The organism is Winogradskyella forsetii, from assembly GCF_013394595.1.
GTDB lineage: Bacteria > Bacteroidota > Bacteroidia > Flavobacteriales > Flavobacteriaceae > Winogradskyella > Winogradskyella forsetii.
Genome location: NZ_CP053348.1, coordinates 2,400,630 through 2,415,872, shown reverse-complemented (window position 1 = coordinate 2,415,872; position 15,243 = coordinate 2,400,630). Strand labels below are relative to the sequence as shown.

At 32.8% G+C, this 15,243-nt stretch carries 17 protein-coding genes and 1 pseudogene; 14 read left to right on the top strand and 4 right to left on the bottom strand.

The window, feature by feature from the left end; translation table 11 throughout:
* Positions 1-17 precede the first annotated feature (17 nt).
* The 5 genes from HM987_RS10430 to HM987_RS10410 all read left to right on the top strand — a co-directional run bounded on the left by HM987_RS10430 (position 18) and on the right by HM987_RS10410 (position 4,939).
* Positions 18-1,334, top strand: coding sequence for a restriction endonuclease subunit S (locus HM987_RS10430; protein ID WP_179007837.1), 1,317 nt, complete (start codon positions 18-20; stop codon positions 1,332-1,334).
* A 2-nt stretch (positions 1,335-1,336) separates the two neighbouring features.
* Positions 1,337-2,851 (top strand): AAA family ATPase, encoded by a 1,515-nt coding sequence (locus tag HM987_RS10425; protein WP_179007835.1) that lies wholly within the window; start codon positions 1,337-1,339, stop codon positions 2,849-2,851.
* Positions 2,848-3,504 carry an HNH endonuclease family protein gene (locus HM987_RS10420; RefSeq protein WP_179007833.1) on the top strand — a complete coding sequence of 219 codons (657 nt, stop codon included), beginning with the start codon at positions 2,848-2,850 and terminating at the stop codon, positions 3,502-3,504. Before HM987_RS10425 ends, HM987_RS10420 begins: the two co-directional genes overlap by 4 nt.
* A 332-nt stretch (positions 3,505-3,836) precedes the next feature.
* Complete coding sequence (locus HM987_RS10415; RefSeq protein ID WP_179007831.1) at positions 3,837-4,241, top strand: RusA family crossover junction endodeoxyribonuclease; 405 nt, start codon at positions 3,837-3,839, stop codon at positions 4,239-4,241.
* Positions 4,241-4,939 (top strand): hypothetical protein, encoded by a 699-nt coding sequence (locus HM987_RS10410; RefSeq protein WP_179007829.1) that lies wholly within the window; start codon positions 4,241-4,243, stop codon positions 4,937-4,939. Before HM987_RS10415 ends, HM987_RS10410 begins: the two co-directional genes overlap by 1 nt.
* A 130-nt stretch (positions 4,940-5,069) precedes the next feature.
* Here HM987_RS10410 and HM987_RS10405 read toward each other — a convergent pair whose 3' ends face one another.
* A complete protein-coding gene (locus HM987_RS10405) occupies positions 5,070-5,561 on the bottom strand; it encodes an IS110 family transposase (protein ID WP_229724689.1) in 492 nt (163 codons plus the stop codon).
* Between the two features lie 96 nt (positions 5,562-5,657).
* Positions 5,658-6,143 (bottom strand): annotated as a pseudogene (locus HM987_RS10400) (IS110 family transposase); the annotation flags it as partial.
* A 270-nt stretch (positions 6,144-6,413) separates the two neighbouring features.
* On the opposite strand from HM987_RS10400, the gene HM987_RS10395 reads away from it, so the two are divergent.
* Entirely contained in the window at positions 6,414-6,953 is a 540-nt protein-coding gene (locus HM987_RS10395) for a hypothetical protein (RefSeq protein WP_179007823.1), read from the top strand.
* A 47-nt stretch (positions 6,954-7,000) separates the two neighbouring features.
* Here HM987_RS10395 and HM987_RS10390 read toward each other — a convergent pair whose 3' ends face one another.
* Positions 7,001-7,972, bottom strand: a complete 972-nt coding sequence (locus tag HM987_RS10390; RefSeq protein WP_179007821.1) for an IS110 family RNA-guided transposase — start codon at positions 7,970-7,972, stop codon at positions 7,001-7,003.
* A gap of 367 nt (positions 7,973-8,339) precedes the next feature.
* On the opposite strand from HM987_RS10390, the gene HM987_RS10385 reads away from it, so the two are divergent.
* The 5 genes from HM987_RS10385 (at position 8,340) to HM987_RS10365 (ending at position 11,345) form a co-directional block, all read left to right on the top strand.
* On the top strand, positions 8,340-8,960 hold the full coding sequence (locus HM987_RS10385) for a hypothetical protein (protein WP_179007819.1): 621 nt from the start codon (positions 8,340-8,342) through the stop codon (positions 8,958-8,960).
* Between the two features lie 163 nt (positions 8,961-9,123).
* Positions 9,124-9,648: a hypothetical protein gene (locus HM987_RS10380; RefSeq protein ID WP_179007817.1), complete on the top strand. Its 525-nt coding sequence runs from the start codon at positions 9,124-9,126 to the stop codon at positions 9,646-9,648.
* Positions 9,649-9,830: 182 nt separating this feature from the next.
* Positions 9,831-10,376 (top strand): hypothetical protein, encoded by a 546-nt coding sequence (locus tag HM987_RS10375; RefSeq protein ID WP_179007815.1) that lies wholly within the window; start codon positions 9,831-9,833, stop codon positions 10,374-10,376.
* Between the two features lie 204 nt (positions 10,377-10,580).
* Positions 10,581-11,045 (top strand): DUF7684 family protein, encoded by a 465-nt coding sequence (locus tag HM987_RS10370; RefSeq protein WP_179007813.1) that lies wholly within the window; start codon positions 10,581-10,583, stop codon positions 11,043-11,045.
* 3 nt (positions 11,046-11,048) lie between these two features.
* Positions 11,049-11,345: a hypothetical protein gene (locus tag HM987_RS10365; RefSeq protein ID WP_179007811.1), complete on the top strand. Its 297-nt coding sequence runs from the start codon at positions 11,049-11,051 to the stop codon at positions 11,343-11,345.
* Positions 11,346-11,539: 194 nt separating this feature from the next.
* On the opposite strand, the gene HM987_RS10360 is transcribed toward HM987_RS10365, so the two are convergent.
* A protein-coding gene (locus tag HM987_RS10360; RefSeq protein ID WP_179005723.1) for an IS3 family transposase occupies positions 11,540-12,702 on the bottom strand; the annotation gives its coding sequence in 2 pieces (ribosomal slippage) (positions 11,540-12,465 and positions 12,465-12,702; 1,164 coding nt in all).
* Between the two features lie 63 nt (positions 12,703-12,765).
* Between HM987_RS10360 and HM987_RS10355 the strand changes: the two genes are divergently transcribed.
* From HM987_RS10355 to HM987_RS10345, 3 genes are all read left to right on the top strand, one after another.
* Positions 12,766-13,518, top strand: coding sequence for a DUF6090 family protein (locus HM987_RS10355; protein ID WP_179004099.1), 753 nt, complete (start codon positions 12,766-12,768; stop codon positions 13,516-13,518).
* A 224-nt stretch (positions 13,519-13,742) separates the two neighbouring features.
* Positions 13,743-14,504, top strand: a complete 762-nt coding sequence (locus tag HM987_RS10350; RefSeq protein ID WP_179007809.1) for a DUF6090 family protein — start codon at positions 13,743-13,745, stop codon at positions 14,502-14,504.
* A gap of 144 nt (positions 14,505-14,648) precedes the next feature.
* Positions 14,649-15,146 (top strand): carboxypeptidase-like regulatory domain-containing protein, encoded by a 498-nt coding sequence (locus tag HM987_RS10345; protein WP_179007807.1) that lies wholly within the window; start codon positions 14,649-14,651, stop codon positions 15,144-15,146.
* Positions 15,147-15,243: the final 97 nt, after the last annotated feature.

The window sequence follows — 15,243 nt, the reverse complement described above, 5'->3', positions numbered from 1 at the left end:
TGAAAAATCATAAATATTTGAAGTTTTCAAACTTCAAAATCTTGAAGTTTTGGGATTACTACTCCTTTAATAATAAATCAGAAATATATTCTAACTACCCTTTAGTAGAGTTATCTGATGTATTAACACAGAGAAAAGATTCAATCAAAATTGACGACACAAAACTTTACAAAAGGTGTAGAGTTAAAGTCAGAGGACAAGGAATTGTACTCCGCGATGAAGTATTAGGGAAAGAAATAAAAACGAAAAAACAATACCTGTGTAAAGAAGATGATTTTCTTGTTGCTGAAATAGATGCAAAAGTTGGTGGTTATGGAATTGTACCGAAAGAGTTAATTAATGCCATAGTTAGTAGCCATTATTTTCTATTCGACATTGATGAAGACAAATTAAACCCGGAATATTTGTCTATTCTCACAAAGTGTGAGGGTTTTTCGAAACAAGTAAAAGCTACAGGAAGTACGAACTATGCCGCCATAAGACCTTCGCACGTTTTGGAGTATTTAATTCCACTTCCTCGTTTAAAAGAACAAGAAAAAATCATTAATCAATATAACAAAAGAATTGCTTTATCTGAAAAACAAATAAATAAAGCAATACAATTAGAAATTGAAATTGAAAATTATCTTTTTGAAGCTTTAGGAATAAAAAAGGCTGTGGATAAAATAAATATAAAAGGGCTGCATTTAGTGTCATTAAGTCAATTAGAAAAATGGGGAATAGACTTCATTGAAGATATATCAAACAAAAGCACACTATTTGACGAATACAAAATCAATGAAATTTCCCAAATAAGTAGTGGTGGAACCCCTCTTAGAAGTAGAAAGGAGTATTATTCCAATGGTGATATTCCTTGGGTTAAAACTGGTGAATTAGAAAATGAAATAATTTATGATTCAGAAGAAAAAATAACTATTGAAGGTCTAAATAATAGTAGTGCAAAATTATATGAAAAAGATAGTCTAATAATTGCTATGTATGGAGCAACAATTGGAAAAACTGCTAAACTTGGTGTTTCGGCGAGTACTAATCAAGCCTGTGCAGTCCTTTTTAATATTGATAATGATGTAGTTTTAACTGATTTTCTATGGGAATATTTACAAATTCAAAAAGATAGTTTTAAAAAATTAGCTTACGGTAGTGCTCAACCAAATTTAAATGCCGGAATTATCTCTAATTATAAAGTACCAATACCGCCTATTGACAAACAAAAAGAAATAACAAACCACATTTTAAATTTAAAAAATAAAATTAAAGATTTAAAAACACAATCCGAAAAAAATAGAAATCTATCTATTACAGAATTTGAAAATGAAATATTTAAACCAGTATAATTATGCAACTGAAAAAATTATACATAAACGACTATAAAATATTAAATGATTTCACAATCGAATTTCCTTATGATTTCAAAAAATACATTTCAGTTTTAATTGGAACAAATGGTTCTGGAAAATCTACAATTTTGGAGGCTATTGCACAAATATTTAGTAGCGTTTATCTCAATGAAAAAGCCAAATTTGGTTTTCAACTAGAGTATTCTGTTCGTCACGAAAAAATGATAGAGGAAACAAGTACTACTTCTGAGCTCCACACTACTTATTTATCAGCAAAATTATCAGCAAATAAAAAAGGTGATACCATTCAGATTGAGACGTTTGACAAGGATGGAAAAACTTTTAGCAAGATTGATATACTTGAAAAAGACAAGATGGCTTTCGTAGCAGGTAAAACTGCCTATTCTTACTTGCCAGACAATATTGTTATTTATTACTCTGGCTTATCCGAAATTATGCAAGAATTGGTTAAGCCACATAATGAAATAATTTCAAGTGCATATAGAAAAAATAACACTTTAGCTGATAGAGATTTTTTCTATTTTCAACCTGAACATTTTGACATTATCTTAACCAGTTTACTCTCTTTTGAATATGGAGATATTCCTGATTTTCTAAGAACTAAAGCTAAAATTAACGGAGTTCAAAGTATTCAAATAAGATTACAAAAACCTGAATGGGCAAAAGATACTATTCAAAACTTTTGGGGAGCAGAAGGAGAAGTAAGAAACTTTTTAGATTACTTAAATGAAAACTCTGCGTCTGCTGATGATTTAGACAATCCTGATAAATCAAAAGAAATTGGGAATATTGTAATTGAGTCTTGGCAAGATGAAGCCATTAACATTACAATTATTTCTCAACAAAGACTATTCGAAATTCGTAATCACTTAATAGAAGAAAAAAAACTATTTGAAATTCTAAATATCTTATTTGCAGACGGTATGCTTAAAGACATTTCTTTTTCTTTGAAAAAAGAAGGAGAAGAATATAAAACATTTGGAGTACTAAGTGAAGGTGAGCAACAAGCAATAATTATTAAAGGATTAACCGAATTACTTTCAGAGAAAAATTCCCTTTTCCTTTTTGATGAACCCGATACTTATTTACACCCAAAATGGCAACGCCAGTTTATAACTGATATAGAAAACACAATAGATTCAAGCTACGATTCTGAGAACTCATTTGTGATAGCAACTCATTCTCCACAATTACTTAGTAATGCACAATCAGAACTCAATTTTGTAAAAATTATTGAAGATGGCGACTTGATAGAAAATACACCAAAATATTATGGACGAGAGATAAACTCTATTTTATATGATTTAATGGGAGTTGAAGAACGAAATAAGCTTGTTAGAGATAAAATAAGTGATTTATACACTCTCATTGCAGAAGAAGAAATTGAAGATGCTGAAAGTTCTTTAAAAGACTTACAAGAACTCATTGGTAAAGATGACCCAGAACTTAAAAGAGCTGAAATTCAAATTAGTTATTTAAAAGAAGACGAATGAAAGCTATAACCAAAGGAAATGAACCCGTATCATTAACTCAACATAGAGCAAATAAACCTGCTTTTTATGAAAATCTCTCTAAAGATGATACAAGAGACTCATTATTAGCCGAACAAGGACATATTTGTTGTTATTGTATGAAACGTATACCTGAATCTGGAAAAACACCAGGTTCTAAAATTGAACATTTTTTGTGTCAAGACAAGCATTCGCAAGAGGAATTAAATTACGGAAATATGCTTTTAGCTTGTTTAGGAAATGAAGGTTCACCAAAGCGACTACAAACTTGTGATACCAAAAAAGGAAATCAAAGCTTAACTTGTTCGCCTTGTAACCAAGCTAGGAATATTGAAGACTTGATAAAATATAAACCCAACGGAGAAATTTACTCCTCTGACGAAACAATTAATATAGAGCTTGAAGATGTTTTAAACTTAAACGTAAAAAACTTAGCGGACAACAGACGAGTAGTTTATGAAGAAGTACAAAATAGAATTAGAATAGAGGGAAAAAGAAAAGGAACTGTAGCCTTAAATAAAAAATTTTTAGAATCTGAAAAAGCAAAACTAATAGCTTTGAATAACGGAAAATATTCACAATTTTGTATGGTTGGAGTATTTGTGATTGACAAGAAACTGAATAAAATGGCGTAAATAGCCAACGCAAGTTCAAGCACATTTAAAGTTTACTCGTTCCTCACAAATTTAAAAGAGCTTTCACGCCAACGCTAGCAAGTTTACGGAATAAAGCCAGTGGCTAACAACGTGTATAAAACATAGCTAATATAGGCTTTCCGAGAGGTTTTTGTATATTTACAAAGTACGCCAAATTTTTTATTTGGTTATATTTATAAAAGAAAATTAAGCATAAAAATAAAAAATTTGGCTCGTGCTAAATCCGAAAAGTTAGCGTTTATTTATACGCTACGTTTCATACACAAGACAGTTGGCAAACATTTGAAAAGAACGAGATAATATGAAAATTAATGCTACCATTTGAATTTATAGTTGAAGGACCACCTGTTTCCCTTCAGACGAAAAATAGAGCACGATTACAAGCTTGGAAAGCAAAAGTAAATGCTGCTGCCACAAATGCGTTGGTTAATGGTGCAGTTCCAATAAATGACCAAGTAACTTTCAAGGTAACCTATTACTATGAAGGAGATAGTCCAGATGCCGACAACATTATAAAACCAATGCAAGATGCATTAGTTGGTGTTGTTTATGTAGATGACGACCAAGTAATAGAAACTTCGGCTAGAAAACGGAACATAAACGGTGCATATAAAATTAAAGGTGCTTCACCTGTAATTATTGAAGGCTTCTTAAACGGAGTTGATTTTTTACATATAAAGGTTGAGGAATTTCAACACAATCAAGAACTTGACTAATGGAAAAAACAAATAACATACCTAGAGAACAAAGGAAAATCAAGGAACTTGCTCGTGAATACGAAGAAAAAGGATTTGAAGTCTTAATTGAGCCTAATAGAAATTTACTGCCGGATTTTTTAAGAAATTATCACCCTGACCTTGTACTTAAAAAAGGAGATTTGAATGTAGTTGTTGAAGTAAAGACAAGTGAGACAATCAAAAATTCTGAATATTTAAAGGAACTATCTGCAAAAATCAATTCAATTGAGAATTGGAAGTTTGAATTAGTAATAACAAATCCAAGACCGAATAATAGTTTCAGAAATAAAAAATATGAAGAATTTACTCTTTCTGAACTTGAAAATAAAATTGATAAATTATCTAATTCTATAGATAAAGATTTTTTAGAACCTCACTTTTTATATGCTTGGTCTTTGTTTGAGGCTTCATCAAGAGCAATTTTGAAAGCGGAGCAACCGAATATAGATAGAAAGTTAAATCCAGCAGTTAATATAAAACAGTTGTACAGTTACGGTATAATTGGACGACTTGATTATGAATGGTTGAACAAAATATCTGAAATAAGAAATCATATTGTGCACGGACATCAAATACAAAATAGCCCAATCAAAGAAAAAGATTTGAATAAGTTAATGCGTATTACCGAAGACTTTATAAAAGAAATAAAAACGTTTGCCAACAATGGCTATAAGTAATTGCTTGTTCTCGCCTACTTCTGAAAATCCTCGCGGATTTTCAGTTTGGTGTGTACTTGCTAAGTTAACCGCTAACCCACGCAACTACTCATAGGTACTGTGTTATAAAACAAGTTTTTTCTTTAAAATTTTAGGAAGCAAATTGATTTATCAAATTGTTATCCTGAGCAGCAAGGGCTTCATGCTTTTGCTGCTTTTTATTTTCAAATTCGGCATCATAATTCTCTTCATTCTGCCACAAGGTAAACATTAATATGAGCAGTTTTCTCTGTACAGCCACCAGTGCTACCAATGGCTTTGCTTTATTTGGTTTTAATCTGTTATAGAATGCTTTCAATGTCGGATTACAACGCACACAGGTCATCGATGGCATGTGCAGAGCTGCCCTGATGTAGCTATTCCCTTTTTTGCTAATCCTTGTTTTTCCTTTAAAATTGCCAGACTCTCTTAACACAACATCATAGCCTGCATAACTTGCCAGCTGTTTTCCGTTGGTTACCGATTCAAACCCTAAGGTCTCACCAACAATAGTGGCTGCAGATATAAATGAAATACCAGGTATACTCTCCAAAAAACCGAGTTTCCTTTTTAAGGTCTGATCTTCCGATATTAAAATGCGCATTTCTTGTTCTATGGATGCTATCTGGAGATTTAATAGTTTAAGCCTGGCCTTATGTCTTTTTGAGGCTTTAGCATTCTCATTAAAACTTGACAAAAGTGCTCCCTGACGATTCTTCTCTACCGTTCTGTCCTTCAACAACGAACTACGTTCCCTGCTCAATGCCTTTAGTTCACGTAACTCTAAACTGGGTGGAGTCCATAAGCGAAGAGTCCGCTCTAGACCAAGCATGCTCAGCATTCTACTATCCAAGGCATCTGTCTTCGAACGTTAGTCCAGGCTTTGTGCATAGCGCTTGACACGACCCGATTGCATAATACTGACATCATACCCATGTTCATATAGGTAATGTGCCACGTGCTGGTGATATACTCCTGTAGCTTCCATAACTATTATGAAATTAACACAGGCATCAAGTGATCTCTCCAACCATTTAACTATAGCCTTAAAGCCCTTAAGGTCATTGCCCACATCTAAATGGCTCTCGAATGCCTTGCTTAAATCATTGGTCAAAGAACCCAAGCTCAGGCTCAAACTTGATTTTGAAACATCGATACCCAAACATTGTTTTAATATTGTATCCATCATAATTGGTTTTATAGCTAAAGTTCTCCTTATCATCTTTGCTCGCATTTGATTCGATCTCTATAAATTGGATCTAGGTACTGTTCAGATTCTAAGAGAACTATAGAAGGGCGGGATTTCTATGAAACGATATCACATTATGTATCTAGCCGAGACCTCTCTGTCCCTTCTATTTTAGCTCTTATTAATAAATAGAAAAATACTATATTTATAATCAATAAAGTTTAAAATGTAAACATACGAGCCGAGACCGTTGTAGCCAATTTGAAAATGAAAATCGTTAAGACAGTTTTAATTACATTCGGGATATTAATTATTACCGCAATTCTAATTTTTTTCGGAACAATTTTCTATTATAGTTATCAAGATGCGAAATTCTATAACATAGAAATTCCTGATAATTTAAAACATTTGACTAAACCTAATGAGGGAAATCCTCAGAAAGAAATTGACTCTCTGAAAAGCACAAATCCTGAATCGGAAAAGTTACTTATAACTGGCTCTGGTTATAGTGGTTACAATTTTTATTTCTGGCACAAAGCAGAACAAAAAGGAGAATTATATGTAAGAGCGTATGAATTGACTCAAGATGTCGAACTAATGGAAAAAAGACTTCCTGAAAGAACAAAAAAACGAATAAGTCAAATTGATAATGAATATCACTTCTTCAATGCTAGTACTGTAATTTTTGAGGGAACTTTTGACAAATATTATCCGACTAGATTTGAATTATGGTTTAAACCTTACAAGAACGGAAAAGCAGAAAAACTAACAGAAATAGAATATCTAATAGATGGTTGGGACAGATAAAAACTGGCTACAACAAAGTACTGTGCTAAAAAACAAGTAAAATCTCTTTAATTTTTCACTAGCGTACTTTTATATTCTTGATCAAATATTAATCCTGATTTAGCTATAGCAAAAGCCTGTTTCAAGAGCTTATTGCACACTGCTATCAACGCTAGTTTTTTGCTCTTTCCCTTTGCAACTATTCTTTCATAAATATCCCTGCAGGCTTTGTTATATTTGCATGCGGTAAAACTGCACATAAATAATAAATTCCGTAGTTTTTGATTGCCCATTTTACTGATTCGCGGTCGGCCTTTTACACTACTTCCACTTTGTCTGATTACTGGTGTTAAACCTGCATAACTACATAATTCCCCTGCACTCGAAAAACGCTCAAAACCACCTGTTAGCACGATTAACATAATGGCTGTTTTTCTTCCAATCCCTGGTATGGTTTTTATACGCGAAAACAGATCTTGATGTGATTCTTTTACTATAATCAATAACTGATCTTCTAATGTTTTCATCTCTTTATCTAACTGTTTTAAGCTACGTTTTAAGGACTTAACAACAGCTTTACTAGGCTCACCCAAAACAGATTCCCCATGCAGTTTGTTCTTTATCATAGTTCTCTGCTTTGTATATACTGAAAGGGTTCTGGTAATTTGAAGACACTCCTGAACCTGCTTAGAACTACCTTTCCAAAGCGTTAATTCTACTTGACCAGCGTAAGCGCAAATAAGTTTTGAATCGCTCTTATCTGTCTTAATCTTGGATAGTCCCATTTGAATAAATCGTTTTACAGACAAGGGGTTCTCTACCGATACTTTTTTGCCGTTCTCAAACAAATAGTAGGCCAACTGGTAATGATAATAACCCGTAGCTTCCATCACACAATGACTATTGGAGTCTAAGAGTTTTATAAACTTTCTAAAGCCTGAAACGTTGTTTGTAAACTGATAGTAATTACCGTCAGAATCCGTAACATCAAAAACCAAATGGCTAATGTCAATACCAAAATATTTAATATCTTTATTCATAAGAAAATGTTTTTATGAAAGGACAATCTACCCGAGTTTCAACGACTTAAAATCGAGGTCTAAAAGCCTCACACCTGCCCGTCCGTTCAGGCGGGGAACTGTTCGAAATCTGTGTAGAAAAGAGAGGGGATTAATCCCGAAGCATCGGGATTGACGAAGTCTTCAGCTTCTGTGTGTATACTAACCTTATTCCTCTCTTTTGTCTTTTCTGTTTATTTGTCTAATTTAATAAAATGCTAACTTAAGCCGTGTATAATTAATTGCTGTATTAGTCTCTACTTGCGAATATTCCTGCGGAATATTCACGGGTTCGTAAATGTTTGCTAACTTAGTTGCTGAACCACGCAACTAACCATACACAAACACGTTGTACGCCATAGAAGACAAAATGCAAGAACAGAATTTCTACATAGAATATAAAATCGGAGATGCTAATCGGAATGAAAAATTGAAAACTCTTTATCTTAAACTAAAAGAAGAAAAAGAAAAATACTTTGAGACAGGAACTGAACCTTCGAGCGAAATTGAAGACTGGATTGAATATTTAGATTCAGACGCAGAAAAATGGTTCAATAAAATCGAACTCAAACCAAATTCTGAACAGCGCAAGATTTATGATGAACTCTGGAAATTGACAGAACCAGAAATAAGATTAAAACATCCAATGTTTAATGCGGCAGACAACTGGAGTTTAGATTCAATGATTTATGTGATTTTTCAAGGAGATTACGAATTGACTAAAATTGAAACATCAGATGAAAAAGGAATTTTATATTACAATCCTGGTGGAATGCCTTTCGGTGGAACAGAATCGCTTGTTCAACTGATAGAATCTTTTGGAAATACTGTCACTTATGACTCGTGGCACGAAGGACCACACAAACGAGCTGAAATTGGTTGGGACTTTGAACTTGCAAAAAAATTAGTTGAACAAGGAAAAGGAATTGAACAGCCGAATGAAAAAGAATGGTGGAAATTTTGGAAATAAACTACGGCGTACAACACCGTATAAAATCAATGGCTAGTTCTCGCCTACTTACGAAAATCCTCTCGGATTTCCTATCTAGTGATTATTTGCTAAATTAGGTGCTTAAACCACGCAACTAATCTTATACAAATCCGTTGTAATGCATTTGAGTAAAAATTGAACAATGATTAAAAAGGTTACTTTATTTTTTTTGATTTTAAGCTCATTTCTCTGCTATTCTCAAAAAGTGGAAAACCAAACAGAAACTAAAACTGATTTTGCTATTTCGCCTGGTCTTATTTTGCAAGGGAATTTATTTGCCGATGTAAATATTATGATTGGAAAAGTAACTGTAGATTTAAATTCTAAAATCCCTATTGTCGGAATTAGTGGATTTAGGCTAGGATTTGAATCAAATTTTAGGAATAACGAAAACTATACAATAGCACCTAAAATTGGATATGAAATATCACCTATGCTTTATACTTTAAGACTTTCTGCTGTCAATTATTTTCAAAATGGCAATTCCGAATTTCGAATTCTACCTGAATTAGGATTGAGTCTTGGTGGATGGGTAAATTTAACATATGGATATGGAATTGTATTAAAAGATGAGAACTTAAGAAATGTAAGTAACCACAGAGTTTCTTTAACTTTTAATCTGAATAAAAAGTTGAGGAAAGGAACATTCGAATTACTAAAAAGATAAAAACGCATTACAACACCGTATAAAATTAATTGCTTGATACAAGCCTACTTAAGAATGCCGATAGCTATCGGGACTCGCGGACTTTCTACCTGCCTGCCGGTAGGCAGGTCTGTGATTTATTTGCTAACTTTAGTGCGTTAAACAACGCAACGAAATCATACACCATCACGTTGTAAGTAATTATGAAGAAACTGCTGATTATCATATTATCACTCTCATTGGTATCATATTCTGACTTTGGAAATGACAATCTGATTTATGAAAATTACTGTAAAGCTCTTGACAATTATGGCAGCACTTATCAAAATTATTTAGTAGTAAACATCCAAGATAAATCAAATGAAAAATCTACTGAAATTTGTCTAACAGGATTTGAATTAGTATCGACTATGATGGACGAATGGAATTTTGACATAGAGAATGAATTTAAAGCCGTCCGAAAACTAAAACGGAATAAAAGCCGAACTTTTAAAGTGGAAAACAATGAAAAGCATAAATTTCTGAATAGAATTGAATACTCTCAATCGGAACTTCTAAAATATTCTGACCGAATAAATTTTGACTCTATTGTGAATAGTATTTCGAATAAAAACGAATGGAGCTATTTTGCGGAGAATGAAAAAGAACAAGTAATGATTGCTCATTTACTTTTTAAACAAGGCTACTTAACTGGAATTAATGAATGTTTTGGCGGAGAGCAACTGGAATACTACGCTGAGGAAAAATAACTACTGCCAACAATGTGTTTAATTGCTTCGCCAGTTCGCTGCGCTCGTGTCATTGCTAGTTAAAGCCTACTTACGAAAGCAGGTAGCTTTCGGGACTTGCGAACTTTCTACCTGCCTGCCAGCAGGCAGGTTTGTGTTTTATTTGCTAACTTTAGTGCTTAAACACGTAACTAGCTATACACTAGACCATTGTAGTACATTAAAATGAAACCCATTGGAACATATCAAACTCGACAAGTATTTTGGTTCGACTATGACCAATTTCAGCTTGACCAATTGCCGAAAAAAGATTGGTTATGTCTTGCAGCCTCAGACATTGATCCAAATGACCAGAAATTTGAAAAACTCGTTCGACACTCAATTGATAACGGAATTTTGGAATTTAAAGGACATGGAAAGTTTGGAGAAAAACTTCACGACCTATTTGATGAAACTATGACTCAAATGGAAGTTGTTGAAAATCACGAACCGATTTCAGTAGTGACTACTTGGCATAATGGCGAGACTCTTGCAGATACATTTTGGCAGTGTTTTTTTGCGACTTGTTTGCCAGAGACAGCAGACTTGGACAACATTTCAATAATCTGTAGTGACCTGAAAGGCAATGACAGAAGTAATGAACTAAAAAAAATACTTGAACGATTTGAAAAAGGGTGGATTCCTGATTAAGAAATGAAGAAGCAACCAATTATAGAAATTGACGATAGCAGAGAGTTTTATCGAGGAACCAGATTCAGACAATATGGAATTGGACTCAATGTAAAACGTAAAGATGATGATTACTATGAGTATATGTTAACCATTGTACCAGGAGAATCGGATTACTTGCTCCTGACTTGCGTTGAAGGATACAAATCAGGAAGTCCATTAGCTTTGGTCAAAACAGAGGCTAACGAAATGTATGTCACAGCAAAGTCGTTAAAACGCTCTATGGGAATAGAAAATGTTTACCTATTAAATGATGAATAATTAAAAAACGTGCTACAACAGCGCATATAGCTTATGGCGGGCGAACAGTTACCAGCAAGGTTTTCGCTTCGTAGCCAGCTTAGGTTTCGGAGAACAGGAAAGTACTTTGAAACCGCCACAAGCATATGCAAAAAGTTGTGCTTCATTATCAGAAACCGCTAACTGGACTACCTAATAAAAATGGGACTAATTTTTTAGGCCGCATTGTTAATAATTCGTTTTAATTTAAGTTCCATTTCAAGTGGTGTTAAGTAATCTAAGCTTGAATGAATTCTTTTAGTATTATACCAAGTAATGTACTGGCTTATTTTGTCAAATAACTGTAAGTATGACGTAAACTTAAACCGATATAGCCATTCGTGCTTAATGGTCTTAAAAAAGCTTTCTGCTACTGCATTATCCCAACAGTTCCCTTTTCTACTCATGGATTGTGTTATATTGCTATTGAAAGAAAAAATACTTGTCATTGTATTGGCTGCATACTGAACGCCTCTATCGGAATGAAATATGAAATTATTTGAAATAGTTCGATTTCTTCTGGCATGAATCCAAGCTTTTAACACCGTATTCTGTACAGTCATATCTTCGCTTAACGCCCATCCTACAACCTTTCTGTCTGCTAAATCTATAATAGTTGTTAGATAATTCCAGTTGTCATTTACTCTAATGTAAGTGATGTCAGACACCCATTTTTCTCCTATTGTTGAACTTGAAAATTCTCTATCTAGCTCATTTTTAGCCAATGGAAAGTTATGCTTGGAATCTGTTGTATTTACAAACTTTCTTTTTAAAACACTTTTTAACCCCATTTCTTTCATCAATATTGCAATATAGGAACGGCAATAATTCAAGTTTTCTCGTTCTAACATTTTCTGTATTCTACAGCTTCCATAAATCTCTTTACTATCTTCAAAAATAGCTCTAATCCTTTCCTTTAGTAATATTACAGAGTCTTTAGTCCTTACTAAATCCCTATTCTTACGCCAATTGTAATATGCGTTTTTACTGACATGCATACATTTACACATCTTCTCAACCACAAAATCTGATTCATTTGATAAAATGAATTGATATTTTAGTGGTCGCTCTTGGAAAAGATGCTTACTGCCTTTTTTAAGATATCACGCTCCATTTTTACATCTCGTAATTCTTTACGTAACGATTTAAGTTCTTGCTCTTCCATAGTAAGTTCTCTTTTCTTGGAAAAGTCTCCAGATTTAGCCTCGTAATCCTTTTTCCAGCGACTTATAAGGCTGGTAGCAACACCATAATCCTCACTTATTTGTTTTGCTTTCATTCCTGATTGCAATAGTTCTACTATTGTAACCTTTAATTCATTGTCATATCTTTTTGCCATAATTCAAATATATAATTTATGACCGTAAAAATTCGTCCCAGCTAAACTAGACATTCCAAACTAATGATAATATTCTTTAGAAAAATTAGGCAGAAAATGCTAACTGAAAATAAATTCAGTAAATATCTTCTTTATGCAATTGGAGAAATTGTACTTGTGGTTATCGGAATTTTAATTGCCTTATGGATTAATAATTGGAATAATCAGCGTTTAGCCGATAACCAAACAACAAATTTCTTAAAAAACATTAAAGAAGATTTAGTTTCTGACACACTTGAGTTTGATTTACGAATTGATTTTTACAAAGAATTCATTGCTGAAAAGAAAAAATTGCTATCGCTATCTTCATATGAAAAAATAAATACAGATAGTCTGTCAGTATTAATTAGTGCAACTTATGCACTCTATGAAATAAACAATACCACCTTTACGAAGGTTACAAATTTGGGAATATCTAAACTTTCTGAAAATGATGAACTTTCCAAAAAAATATACAATTATTACACAATAGAATTAAAAACGTTTAGCGAATATATTAATTGGGAAAAAGAAGCTACTGGCTATGAAGGAAGGTATTGGTCAAATTTTCAAAATGAATATGAATTTATTATTGATGAGAATGATGAGTTCCCCAAATTTCAGGATTCGATTACTAATAGACAAAATTTAATAAAACTAATAACAGAACCAAAAGGACGTAACCAAATATTGCTCGATTATTACAGAAAAAAAAGGATATTAGCTAAATATCAGGAAATGAAAAAAATATCATCAGAATTAATTAATGAAATAGTAATAGGTTTAAACACGAATTAAAAATAACGAAAGCACAATAATGTATATGGCTTCGCCAGTTCGCTGCGCTCGTGTCATTGCTAGTTAAAGCTTACTTACGAATCCCGATAGCTATCGGGACTCGCGGACTTTCTACCTGCCTGCCGACAGGCAGGTCTGTGATTTATTTGCTAACTTTAGTGCTTAAACACGCAACGAAATCATACACAAACACGTTATGCTTCATTATGACAAACCGCTAACCAATGATAAAATTCTTTAGAAAAATTAGACAAGATTTACTTTCAAAAGGCAAAACTGGAAAGTATTTAAAATATGCTGTCGGAGAAATAGTTCTCGTAGTTCTTGGAATTCTCATCGCACTTCAAATAAATAATTGGAATGAAAAAAGAAAGGAAAATGCAATAATCAATACTTACTTAAAAGGTATAATGTTGGATTTGAATTATGACACAAAACGATTTGATGTAATCATTAAAAACTTAAATGAGCAAATAGAAAACAATTCAAAGGTTTTTGAGAATAAAAATTATCAAACTCTTCCAATCGATTCCATTGTTTTATCAATAACAAGTTATTTCAACGATTATAAAATTTCTGACCAAACATACCAAAAGTTAAAAAATTCGGGACTGGCGAATCAATTAGGTTCTAAAGAATTAAATGATGCTATCAACAACTATTATTCAGAAGACCTTTACAGGTTCAATTTATATATAGACTATGATGAAAAACGTTCAATAAATGATGATGATTTTTGGTTTGTTACAGATGACTATGAAATCAATCCTATTTTGGGTCAAAGTAAACATCCTACACTTCCTTTTTTAGAAAACGAGGAGGCAAGAAAAATAGCATTAATAAAAAAGATAGAATCTAATTTAGGTAGAAACAATTTAAGAAATAATATCTCAAGAAAATCATTAGGAATAAATATCACTCAAGAATTAAAAAATAAAGCAAAATCATTGACTGAAATGATTAATCAAGAACTGAATATAAAATAACGAAAGCACAACACCGTATAAAAAAAATTGCTAGTTTTAGCTAAACCAAAGTTAGTTGCTTATTTGCTAGCTTCTGATTTTCCTTCGGAAAATCCTCGCACGCAAACACGCAACTTTCCATATACCAAACGTTGGCATTCATTTATGAAAATCAGAACTATCATTTTAACATTAGGAATTTTAATCGGACTAATAAGCTGTGCGAAAAAAAATTATGTAGTGTGCGGACTTGGTTCAGATATGAATTTGATAACATTAGAAAGCAAAATAATTGAACTGAAAAGAATCGGAATTGCCGACACAACTCTTGCCAGTATTTCTGGAAAAATTTATGCAAAGTCAATTAATAAAAATGATACTCTGACCGATAATTTTGCTTTTACGAATATTTGGGTAAGAGACTTAAAAACTGACTCTTTAATCGGAACTACATCTGACTCGAAAGGTGAATTTCAATTTACGATTCCTGCATCTGAATATGATTTGCAAGTGCAATTTATTGGATTTAATAATCTTAAGGTAAAGAACGTAAAAGTCGGAACTGGAGATATTATAAGCTTTTCAGCAATTCTCGGTCAAGGAAATGGAACAACTGAATATAAATGGAATCAAGCGGAGTTCTATAATAACACGAATAAATAAAAACGAAATGCTAACAATGCGTGTAATTGCTTCGCCAGTTCGCTGCGCTCGTGTCATTGCTAGTTATAGCCTACTTGCGAATCCCGATAGTTATCGG

What these genes read in the sequence shown, in the direction of transcription:
- HM987_RS10420 (WP_179007833.1), top strand. Translation starts at nt 2,848, where the DNA reads ATGAAAGCTATAACCAAAGGAAATGAACCCGTATCATTAACTCAACAT.
- HM987_RS10355 (WP_179004099.1), top strand. Translation starts at nt 12,766, where the DNA reads ATGATAATATTCTTTAGAAAAATTAGGCAGAAAATGCTAACTGAAAAT.
- HM987_RS10405 (WP_229724689.1), bottom strand. Translation starts at nt 5,561, where the DNA reads ATGCGCATTTTAATATCGGAAGATCAGACCTTAAAAAGGAAACTCGGT.
- HM987_RS10380 (WP_179007817.1), top strand. Translation starts at nt 9,124, where the DNA reads ATGATTAAAAAGGTTACTTTATTTTTTTTGATTTTAAGCTCATTTCTC.
- HM987_RS10345 (WP_179007807.1), top strand. Translation starts at nt 14,649, where the DNA reads ATGAAAATCAGAACTATCATTTTAACATTAGGAATTTTAATCGGACTA.
- HM987_RS10410 (WP_179007829.1), top strand. Translation starts at nt 4,241, where the DNA reads ATGGAAAAAACAAATAACATACCTAGAGAACAAAGGAAAATCAAGGAA.
- HM987_RS10390 (WP_179007821.1), bottom strand. Translation starts at nt 7,972, where the DNA reads ATGAATAAAGATATTAAATATTTTGGTATTGACATTAGCCATTTGGTT.
- HM987_RS10365 (WP_179007811.1), top strand. Translation starts at nt 11,049, where the DNA reads ATGAAGAAGCAACCAATTATAGAAATTGACGATAGCAGAGAGTTTTAT.
- HM987_RS10350 (WP_179007809.1), top strand. Translation starts at nt 13,743, where the DNA reads ATGATAAAATTCTTTAGAAAAATTAGACAAGATTTACTTTCAAAAGGC.
- HM987_RS10425 (WP_179007835.1), top strand. Translation starts at nt 1,337, where the DNA reads ATGCAACTGAAAAAATTATACATAAACGACTATAAAATATTAAATGAT.
- HM987_RS10415 (WP_179007831.1), top strand. Translation starts at nt 3,837, where the DNA reads ATGCTACCATTTGAATTTATAGTTGAAGGACCACCTGTTTCCCTTCAG.
- HM987_RS10375 (WP_179007815.1), top strand. Translation starts at nt 9,831, where the DNA reads ATGAAGAAACTGCTGATTATCATATTATCACTCTCATTGGTATCATAT.
- HM987_RS10395 (WP_179007823.1), top strand. Translation starts at nt 6,414, where the DNA reads ATGAAAATCGTTAAGACAGTTTTAATTACATTCGGGATATTAATTATT.
- HM987_RS10370 (WP_179007813.1), top strand. Translation starts at nt 10,581, where the DNA reads ATGAAACCCATTGGAACATATCAAACTCGACAAGTATTTTGGTTCGAC.